The organism is Pseudomonas sp. P5_A12, assembly GCF_056400685.1.
In genome coordinates this window covers 1-10,468 of record NZ_JBFUKU010000196.1, presented here as the reverse complement: position 1 = coordinate 10,468, position 10,468 = coordinate 1, and the positions used below count along the sequence as shown (strand labels likewise).

Here is a 10,468-nt window from a genome sequence, read left to right as displayed (position 1 = left end):
GTTCAGCGGACATGGGCAACAGGCTTATTTGGGGGACGTGCTGAATCACCGCCGACGCAGTGGGCGAGCGCTAGGGTAGGCGAGGATTCCCGCCTGCCACTCTGGACAAAACTGCGCACCGAAGAATTCGAAGGGAGCTCAAGCGTGCGGCAGACGTTGCAATGAGTCTGCCGTACTGCCCGATCAGCCGTTATGGATGATCAGTGCGACTGTTCGATACCGACCTACCGGTTTTGCTCAAACCTTTCGAGTTGTGATCTCCAGGTGTCGAGGCCGCAATGGCACTGGCTTTGCTTACGCCGTGAGTATCTCTGGAGTGGGCGATGCCTGAAGTCGTTTGCCCATGACCGCGGTCACTATTGCGATCATTGCCGTAGTGGTTTCCGCTTTCGCCATGATCCCTGACGGACCTGCCGGCATGATCACTGCTGAGTCCATTGCCGCGACCGTTACTGTGAGCGCCGCCGGAGTGATCGGAACCGCTGTGACCCGCGTGACCACCGCCTGTACCGCCACCATGACCACCGCCAACGCCGCCACCGCCGTGACCACCACCTCCGTTACCGTTACCGCCACCGCCTCCGTTACCGCCGCCGCCGCCACCATCCTTCGCAAAGGCGGCGTTCATGACAGACAGGTCAGCAGGCAGTAATGGGGCCGCTGCAAGCATCAGGGCGCAGGACATTACAGCAACGAGACTCTTGTTTTTTAAAAGCATGATAGCTTCCGTAGGGTTGTGATATCGCATGCTTAAGACGCATTTGACCCCAGACAGTTCAAGTCCCGCGAAAGGCGGAATGTATCTGCGAACCCATCGCATTCGCCACCAGGCATCAATCAAAAGCACCGCTTAGAACTTCGTAAATAAGCCCGGTTGCCAACGCAACCAATATCAAATCGGTGCCCGCTTGTTGCCATTCATATCCATCGTAATGTGGCAACTTGCCAACTAATCGACCGTCCAGTTTTTTGGCAATGCCGGGTGGAAGTGGCTTACCCCGCGCGAGGTTCTTTTGAATGCCGGGTGGCAAGGCAGGTCCGGGACTCCAGTAGTCCTGATACCCCCCAATAATCCCTAAAACACTTGCATGATTGATGCTTGGGCCGTTATCCCAATCGCTGCCATTGGCATGCTTGCCWTTGCCTCCCTGGTTGCCATGAACCTCGCTGTTATGCGGGTTGCCCTTACCGTTTCCCTGGCCCTTTCCATTACCAGGATCGGCTAATGCTGCGGTTGAGCCGCCAATCAGCGCAAGGCATGTAACGGCTGCAATCAATGAGCGAGATCTGAACATGTGTCTTTCCTTCATCGTGGCAGGACATCTCTTTGAAATTTAGCGCTGCGCTGCAACAAGTACACGTAATTTGGCTTGGACAACATCAGAGCAGCAATTAATGAGCTATACCGGCTAATCACCCGTGCAGTTCTTCGACACAGGAGTTTGGCCATGCAGCTCAGACACTCACTTGCAGCACTACTGGTCAGCGCAACCCTCTTCGGCTGCGCCACATCATCAACCCCTAGTGTGACCGTTCCTTTGGTTGCCACGCAGCAGAATGCCGGTCAGATCGGCAATGTAACGTTGTCGAGCTATGACAATAAAACCGGATTAGATTTCTTTATCAGTGGTGCTCCAATGGGTGTCACCCTGCCCTTGCGTCTCTACACGTTCATTTATAAAGGCAGCTGTCAAAAACCCGGACCGGTCGCCTACTCAATGAACGAACAGGACAACACCGAACGCCAGCCCATACGCGGCTGGACGATATCAAGATCCGCGCCTGTCCCGATGTCGGTTCTGCTTACCGGTGAGTACTCCATCCTCGTGCGCACGGCACCGTCGGATGGCAACGTTGATATCTATTGTGGAGATATCAAGCACGGGGTCGCGGTGAAGTAGCCACAACCTCTGAATTCGACGATTACTCCTCAAAGCGCCCCGTGGCGTCACGATCGCGCTCGTATCTTCTTGTCAGCGCAAACGGCGGCAACCAGGACTCGCGGCGCACAATCCAGCTTTCATAGGTTGGCTTGAGTTGGTCTGGAGCATCCAGCGAGCCCAGATTCACTTCGACTTCGTCGGCGGTGCGGGCGAACACCGAGGAACCGCAGCGAGGACAGAAAAACCGCCCCGCGTAATCGCGTGTTTCGCCCTCGATCATTACTGCCTCCTGAGGGAATATCGCGGAGGCGTGAAAAAGCGCCCCATGATGCTTGCGGCAGTCCAGACAATGACAAAGGCCAACCCGGTATGGGCGCCCCGATGCCACAAACCTGACATTGCCGCACAGGCAGCCGCCGGTGAATCGGYCCATGCTGCACCTCCACTGAATCAAGAGCTCGCGCTCGCAAAATGCGTATCAAAGAGGTTAGTCAAAGTGCCTCCAGCTCACCAAAAGCCACCCTTGGACGTCTGCAATCACACACCCTCCCGGTCGTTCGGGTAGCTGTTCGGTTTCTCTGTCCCATAGGCGCTTCATAGTTTTTCAGCGCTTTTCATCACAGTGATTCGATTGAATCAGCTGTTTTCACAGCACTGATAAGGGCATGGCGGTTAACTTTGCACATTAAGCTTCCGGCGCGTGATCGGGACTGTTGTCGCAGGAGAGCCCATGAGCCTGGAACGTCTGAGCAAACTCATTTCGGCCGGATTTGGCATAGCGTTGATTGCTTGCCTGATTTCCGTCGCATTGGATGAGTACATCGGCAATCRGGCCGAGCAAGCCACTGATCGACGCCACCAGACCATCACCGACATTGCCCTGATGGCTACCCTCAACCGTGAACTGACGCAATTGGCTCGCCTTTATGTCAGCACCGGCGACGAGCTGTATCTCACCCAATACAACGAAAAGTGGCAGAACAACCGGGCTTTCCACGAAATCGCGACCGATTTTCGAGCGATCGGACTGACTGACGCGGAAGACCAATTGCTGACCACGGTCGAGGAAATGGATCACCGGCAGACGCGCATGGAGCGTCAGGCAATGAAGGAGAGCTTTCACAAAGGGGGCCCGACATTGCTTGCTGGTACCACTTACATCAATTCCGAGTGGAGCCTTGCAGACGCACTTAATCAGCTGAAACTCTCGACGACCCAACGTTTTAATAGCGACTTCGAGGCGGCCCGGAACAATGCGAAGCTGGCCGCCCACATCAGTGCCCTGCTGCAATTGATTACGTTGGGCGCGGGCCTGTTGGTATTTTTGGTCGTTCTGCGTCGTCAGTTGGTGAAACCACTGCTGAGTCTTTCCGAACGCATACGCCGCATGAATGCCGGCGAAGCCGTCGGAAAGTCAGGGCACCGCCAGGGGCTTACCGAAGTCGTGGCCCTGGCCGAAGCGCTCGATGCCTATGTCGATGTCAATGAAGAGCTGCGCCGAAAGCACTGGGTCAAGGGGCAACTCGGAGAGTTGGTGCAGACGTTGCAGTTGTGTGCCAGTCGAGAGGCTTTTACCGAAAGGTTGCAGCAGACGCTGGGCAAATCCCTGGATTGCAAGACGGTTTTACTATTCGATACAAAGCCCGTCGTCGGGCGTACTGGCCAGGTGCATTACAGCTTGCCACTGCTGCAAGAGGGGCAGCAGCTCGCCAGTCTTGAGCTCGATTTCGCCCATCGCCCGGATCTCGCCCAGCTCAAGCTGCTCGACAGCTTGCCCAATAAACTCGGCACACTGCTGAATTTGCTGCAGCAGCGCCTGCACAATCAGCAGCTATTACACCAGGCTTGCCTGCAGGCCAAGCAACTGAAGATCCAGGCGTTGATCCTGCAACAGCGCCAGCAGTCCCTGGAAGCCACCGAAAGCTGGTATCGCGGCATCGTCGAGTTCGCGCCTAAAGCGCTGCTGGTGTTCGACGAGCACGGTGTGATCCTGGCTAACCAGATGAGCGAAGCGATCTTTGGTTATGCCCCCGGCACCTTGCTTGGCCAGAGTTACCGGGCGCTGGTGCCTGACAGCCAGCTCGAAGCCGTTGATCGTCTGCTCGCGCAGGTGCGGATAAAAAATCTGCTCAATACGGTCGAGGTGATTGCCCGTCGTGCTGATGGTGGCGAGTTTCCCGCCGAGATGCGCCTGTGCCTGCTTCCGGCGCGCGAGGATCGGGGGCAATGCGTGTGCGTAGCGATTCGCGATCTCAGCCAGCGCAAAGCTGAAGAACGCAGCCTGCGCGAAGCGCACGAACAGCAGCAGGCCATCGTTACCTCGGCGCCCTATGGCATTGCACTGGTGCGAGGCAGTTTGATCGTGCAGGCCAATTCGCGGCTGGACGAGTTGCTCGGTTATGCCGCAGGCGAACAATTGCAGCGCTCTCCGCTGATCTGGATGGAACAGGTCATGTCTACAGAGGCAATAATCCCGTTCGAAGCCAATGTTCGCGAGACGCTGGACCGGGGTGAAATCTATCAGCAGCAAATGCAGCTTTGCCGCAGGGACGCCAGCRGCTTCTGGGCGAGCGTGAGTGCTCGCGCAGTCGCGCCCGGCAACCTGTCGTCGCAAGGTTCGATCTGGATCATCGAAGACATTTCCGCCCAGCGCGTGGCGGCACAAGAGATGGAGCAGGCGCGGCAACTGGCCGAAGACAGTGCACGCATCAAGGCCGAATTCCTGGCCAACATGAGCCACGAGATTCGCACGCCGATGAACGCCATCATCGGCATGACTTACCTGGCCTTGCGCACGGACCTCAGCGAGCGTCAGCGCGATTACCTGAACAAGGTACAAAGCTCCAGTCGGCATTTGATGGGCGTCATTGACGATATTCTGGATTTTTCCAAGATCGAGGCTGGAAAGCTTGAGCTGGAGGTCCGCGACTTCAGCCTGGCCCAACTGCTGGAAGACGTGCTCGACCAAGTCCGTCCGCGTATTGCCGATAAAGGCTTGAGTCTGCGGCTCAATGTCGCTGCGGATGTGCCCGAACGTTTGTGTGGCGATCCGCTTCGACTGCGGCAAGTACTGCTCAACTACCTGAGTAATGCGGTGAAATTCACCGAGCGCGGGCAGATCCGGGTTGAGGTGAGTCTGCGTCAGGCCGGTGTGGATGACGCTTTGCTTTACTTAAGCGTGACCGATACCGGCATAGGGCTCTCGTCCGAGCAGTTAAAGCACATGTTCCAGAGTTTCCAGCAGGCTGATACCTCCACCACACGACGCTTTGGTGGTACGGGCCTGGGGCTGGCAATCGCCAAACAGCTATCCGAGTTGATGGGTGGTCAGGTCGGTGTGCAGAGCGCACTGGGTGAAGGCAGCAACTTCTGGTTTGAGGTCCGCCTGCGGTTAGCCCAGAGCAATGTCATTGATGGTTTGTGCGCCGGGGAAACTCCGTGCGACTGGAGGGTGGCCGAAGGGACCCGTGTTTTACTGGTAGAAGACAATGAGCTGAACCAGCAGGTCGCGGCCGAATTACTGCAGGCGGTGGGTTGTTGGGTCGATATCGCGGCTGATGGCCGGCAGGCGCTGAATCGGTTGTCGGCTGAGCGCTATGACCTGGTGTTCATGGACATGCAGATGCCGGTGCTCGATGGTCTGGAGGCCACCCGCCTACTGCGTGGGCAGCCCGGACTGAGCACCCTGCCCGTTATCGCGATGACCGCCAACGCCAGCAGGCGTGATCATGACGCTTGCCTGGCAGCCGGCATGAATGATTTTGTCAGCAAGCCCTTCGAACCGCAGACGCTTTATGTCGTTTTGCGACGCTGGCTGAATGAGACGCCGGCCCGGCAAACGCGCACCGTGGCGCCAGAGTCAGTGGCGAGGGTGAGTTGCGTCGATGCAGGTTTGAAACTCGACGGTGTGGACATGGTTGCCGGCCTACGCCGGGTACTGGGCAGGCACAGCCTGTATGCGGACATGTTGCACCACTACCTGGACAGCCAGCGCCCCGTGCTGAAACAGTTAAGCGCAGCAATGGCGGCGGGCGAACTGGATAAAGCCGAATTGTTGGCCCATAGCTGCAAAGGCGTATCAGCGACCATCGGCGCCGACGCCGTGGCCCAGGCGGCRAATGTATTGGAACAGGCCCTGCGCGCAAAACGATCCGAGGATGAGTTGCAGATCGCACTGGAAGCGCTGTCTGAACCCTTGGAGGCCCTGCTGGAACAATTGCGGGAAAAGCTGCCCTGTGCAGCCGAGACTGTGCCGACGGTGGTCGACGGGGCCGAGTTGCAACGGATTTGCCAGCATCTCGATGCGCTGCTGGGTGACTTTGATGCGCAGGCAGTGCCCTACTTTTCCTCGCATGCGGGCTTACTCCGTGGCGCGTTCGCAAACCACTTCCAGCCACTGGAAAGCGCGGTGAAACGTTTCGATTTCCAGGGGGCGCAAGTCTATCTGAGTGAGGCCCGGCAGGCTTGTGGAACAGACGCAATGAGCGGATAGAAACACAAGGACCACACGCCCTTCATTCCTTGAAAAGTGCGTTGTTCAGAAGTTTTCAGCGTTTTTCAGCGCGCGGCGCATACGCTTCAGCCCATTTCAGAGCAGATCCGGGGTTGGCATGCGTTACTGCACTCGCTTGGCAGAAACGACAGGTCGCACCTTTCCCCTTCGTACGCCATCGGCAAAAGCGCTCGCCCCCTCGGCCGCATTACCGCTCCATCTGTGACCCCGTCACGAGGAAGTCCAGTTGAACAACTCATCCCCTAGACCCAGCGTGCTGGTGGTCGACGATATGCCGGCCAACCTGCAACTGATCAGTGAGCTGCTGAGTGAGCGCTATCACGTCCGAATTGCAACCAGCGGTGCCCATGCATTGCAGATCGTCAATCGGGCGATACCGGATCTGATCCTGCTGGACGTGATGATGCCCGACATGGATGGCTATGAGGTCTGCCGTCGTCTCAAGGGTGACCCAATTACAAGTGAAGTACCGGTCCTGTTTCTTAGCGCCCGCAATCAAGACGAAGACGAGTGCCTGGGGTTCGAGCTAGGAGCGACCGACTACCTGTTCAAGCCGATCAACCCGGCAATTCTGCTGGCGCGGGTGCAGACCCAGTTGCGCCTCAAGGCGACAGCAGACCTGTTGCGCTCGCAAAACGCCTATCTCGATCAAGAAGTCCTGGCGCGAACCCGTGAACTGCAAGCTACCCATGACGTGACCATCATGGCKCTTGCATCGCTGGCCGAGACCCGCGACAACGAGACTGGCAACCAYCTGCGGCGCACGCAGCATTACGTCCGGCTGCTTGCGGAAAAATTACGCGATCACCCGCGATTCAGAGCTCACCTTGACGATAAAAGCATTGATCTGATGTTCAAGTCGGCACCGCTGCACGATATCGGCAAGGTCGGAATTGCAGATCACATCCTGCTCAAGCCGGGCCGTTTCGAGCCTGCAGAGTTTGAAATCATGAAGACCCACGCCCGGCTGGGTTATCAGGCTCTGGTGCATGCCGAGGAAATGTTGGGTGCGCAAGTGCCTTTCCTGCGCATCGCCAAAGAAATTGCCCTGTGCCATCACGAAAAATGGGATGGCAGCGGTTACCCCAATGGCCTGGCCGGTGAGGCCATTCCAGTCAGCGCGCGCCTGATGGCGGTCGCCGATGTCTATGATGCGGTCATCAGCCGACGGGTATACAAGTCGGAGATGAGCCACGAGACGGCGGCGACAATCATCCGGGACGGCGCCGGCCGGCATTTTGATCCGGATGTGGCGGCAGCATTCGTCGCGCTGGAAAAAGAGTTTGAAAGTATCGCCGAGTGCTATGCCGATACCCCTGCCGAGGAGCTCCTTGAAGCTATGACGGGTTAACGGTTACGAGTCATGGCAGATGCAAGACAAACAGTGCTGGCGATCACATCGGAGTAAGAATCATGAGTTGGGTCGTATTGCACGCGCGGGCTATCAAGCGTACTTGCTGGATGATAGTGGCCGTTTTGTCAATGCTTACAGTCATAGCCGTTGTCGATCGCTATCAGACCCAACGTGTCACGCTGCTGGAGGGTCAGCAAGCACTGCTGTCTCAACGGAGTGCCTGGGGTTATGCCAGCCTGTTGAGCAATCTGCAAACCCATAAATTGCAACAATCATTGCTGATGGCAAATCCGCCACCGCAAGAATGCCTGCCGGACGAGTACATCGCCGGCCAGCAACGGGCCACGGAGACCCTGTCGGCGGATCTCGAAGGGCTATCACAGTACACACTACGGGTGCYGGTACACCAACTGGCTCCTTTGCCCAAACCGCAGGCGCCACGCATGAGCCTCAAAGAGGGCGGTGTCCGCATGACCAGCCGACAGTTTCTGGGCTATACCTGCGACAGGCGTTATGCAGTGATCCAGGAAACGCAAACCCGGTTACAACCGCAGCCGCTGCTGCCACCCTTGGTATTGGGGCCAGCAATTACCGACAGGCTTGTCGTGCACGTCGCCGTGTCACATGGTCAAGAGCCTGCCTTGTATTTCGACATACGCTTCACCGCCGGCAAGGCAGAGTTTGTGCCTGCCACAGGCGCCACCTGGTCAACCTCGCAGCCTCAACTGGCGCAAGGCGAAGATCGCTTTTTTCATCACTACGCGAACCTGCATCAAGGTCTGCAAATGCGCGTCTACAGTGATCCACTGGCGCCGGATTTTTTTCCGCAGTTCCTGAAATTGAACGGATTCTGGTTGTTGTTGGCGGTCGGCATACTGGTCTGTCTGCTAATGATCAATTGGCTGTTGACCCATCTGATCGATGCCAGCGTGGTGCAACATCAGGCGGCGACCCACGACTTTCTCACCGGCCTGTACAACCGCCGGGCGGGAATGACACTGGCTGAAGTGGAATTGTCGCGCTCCACGCGCAAGCCCGGCTCGTTGTGCATATTGATGCTCGATATCGACCACTTCAAGCGAGTCAATGATACCTACGGTCATGACGGTGGAGATCAGGTGCTGAAGTTCTTCGCGCAGTTGCTGACCCAAACAGTCCGGCAAGGGGATCTGGTCGCCCGCCTTGGCGGTGAGGAGTTCCTCATCGTGCTGCCGAACACCGATCTGACAGGCGCACAACAGATAGCCAATCGTCTGATGCAAGCACTGCGCAGCTCAACGCTGGACTATGCCGGCAACCGTGTTGGTGTCACCTGCAGCATCGGTGTCAGCGCCTGGCATGGCCCCGGCGACAGCCTTCAGACCTTGCTGATCCGTGCAGACCTGCTGCTTTATCAAGCCAAGCAGCAAGGCCGCAACCGCTTGGTGAGTGAGACCCTGCCCGATTCCGCAGTGGCTGCGCGCGCCTGAATCCTACCGTCAACCTGGACTCGATTATTTCGATGATCTGCGCCGAAACAATATTTTGCGCGGCTCGCCAATAAATCCCCCCGTGCAGTTTTGCGATCAAAATTTCAGCCATGGCAAGCAAAGTGGCAGTCATTTTTGGCACCTGTTCGATAACGATGTTGACCAAAGCAAGGAATGACCGCTTAACTCTAGAGGTCGACGACACATCTTCGACTTGCCTTTCTGCCCTTCATAGAAGGTCGCCATGGGTCAACTGCTGATTGATGAACATCTGGTATTCGATGAGAACAATTTCCTGTTGTTTCGCATTGAAGCCGCCAATGAGGAGCCTTTGCGCATCGGGGCAATCGCCAGCCGATGCCTGGCCATGCTGCTCAGGTCGGGTGGATCGGTGGTGCGCAAGCGCGAACTGATGGCCGGTGCGTGGGGCCAATACGGCCTGGAAGTGACTGACAACAGCCTGGCCCAGGTTGTCCGGCAATTGCGTCTGGCGTTGGAGAAACTGCAACCCGATCGCGAATTCATCCAGACTTTGCCACGCATAGGCTACAAGCTCGCCGATGGCGTGAGGGTCGAGGAGTTGCCAGCCACTGCGAATGCGACGCTGGCTCCGTTCGCGGTTGATACTGACAGCGAGGCGCCCGCACTTGCTGCGCGTCCTGAATCGACCCTGGCCGATGTAGAGGACGAACCCGTTGAACCGCCAACAATCATGGCAATGCCGGCGTCAGCCGATCCCGATTCGGGGGCGCGACCCGTACACCCGATAACGTTACCTAGGCGTTGGGGGCTGTGGCTCGCACTGCCCCTTTGGGGTGTATTGGCATTTCTATTGGGAAAAATCTGGCTGGCCCCCTCTCCTGAGGCGGTACCGCCAGAGTTCGACGCGCCGGTAACAATGGACGATGTGCATGTGCATCTGTCCAGTCAGGAGGCACAACCCCCGGAGGCGATACACCTGAAGCAGATGGTTCAGCACAGCCGGAAACTGGCGGAGCATCTGGGCATTTCGGCGCAAAACATCCACCTGTACCTGTTACCGTCGCGTCGTGGGGCAGATCAGATTCTTTGCGATGGCGAGCTGGAAACGGCAAGTAGTCGCTGCATTGGCGTACAACAACATGACTAAACGCGCCGCAAATGCAGGTTGGTGCCTGGCCTTCGTACTCGTTGGCCTGCTGGGTGTGACACTGGGGCGCCTGTCAGGCGAGCACAAGATGGACCTGGATCTTTGGTGCACCGGAGAGAG

The 10,468-nt window shown here is 57.4% G+C and carries 8 protein-coding genes; 5 read left to right on the top strand and 3 right to left on the bottom strand.

Annotated features, from left to right (window positions below):
* Positions 1–190 precede the first annotated feature (190 nt).
* Both AC1DSG_RS21890 and AC1DSG_RS21885 read right to left on the bottom strand, forming a co-directional pair.
* Positions 191–718, bottom strand: a complete 528-nt coding sequence (locus AC1DSG_RS21890; protein ID WP_477792750.1) for a hypothetical protein — start codon at positions 716–718, stop codon at positions 191–193.
* A gap of 115 nt (positions 719–833) precedes the next feature.
* Positions 834–1,295: an anti-virulence regulator CigR family protein gene (locus AC1DSG_RS21885; RefSeq protein ID WP_477792749.1), complete on the bottom strand. Its 462-nt coding sequence runs from the start codon at positions 1,293–1,295 to the stop codon at positions 834–836.
* Positions 1,296–1,448: 153 nt separating this feature from the next.
* Here AC1DSG_RS21885 and AC1DSG_RS21880 point away from each other — a divergent pair, with 153 nt between their 5' ends.
* The gene (locus AC1DSG_RS21880) at positions 1,449–1,901 is read left to right on the top strand and encodes a hypothetical protein (protein WP_477792748.1); all 453 of its coding nucleotides are present in this window, start codon (positions 1,449–1,451) and stop codon (positions 1,899–1,901) included.
* 22 nt (positions 1,902–1,923) lie between these two features.
* Here the strand turns inward: AC1DSG_RS21880 and AC1DSG_RS21875 are convergent, their stop codons facing one another.
* On the bottom strand, positions 1,924–2,316 hold the full coding sequence (locus tag AC1DSG_RS21875) for a GFA family protein (protein WP_477792747.1): 393 nt from the start codon (positions 2,314–2,316) through the stop codon (positions 1,924–1,926).
* Positions 2,317–2,613: 297 nt separating this feature from the next.
* Between AC1DSG_RS21875 and AC1DSG_RS21870 the strand changes: the two genes are divergently transcribed.
* From AC1DSG_RS21870 to AC1DSG_RS21855, 4 genes are all read left to right on the top strand, one after another.
* Positions 2,614–6,375 carry an ATP-binding protein gene (locus tag AC1DSG_RS21870; RefSeq protein WP_477792746.1) on the top strand — a complete coding sequence of 1,254 codons (3,762 nt, stop codon included), beginning with the start codon at positions 2,614–2,616 and terminating at the stop codon, positions 6,373–6,375.
* A 247-nt stretch (positions 6,376–6,622) separates the two neighbouring features.
* Entirely contained in the window at positions 6,623–7,747 is a 1,125-nt protein-coding gene (locus AC1DSG_RS21865; protein ID WP_477792745.1) for a response regulator, read from the top strand.
* 131 nt (positions 7,748–7,878) lie between these two features.
* Entirely contained in the window at positions 7,879–9,219 is a 1,341-nt protein-coding gene (locus AC1DSG_RS21860) for a GGDEF domain-containing protein (protein ID WP_477792744.1), read from the top strand.
* Positions 9,220–9,463: 244 nt separating this feature from the next.
* A complete protein-coding gene (locus AC1DSG_RS21855; RefSeq protein ID WP_477792743.1) occupies positions 9,464–10,348 on the top strand; it encodes a winged helix-turn-helix domain-containing protein in 885 nt (294 codons plus the stop codon).
* The last annotated feature ends 120 nt before the right edge of the window (positions 10,349–10,468 follow it).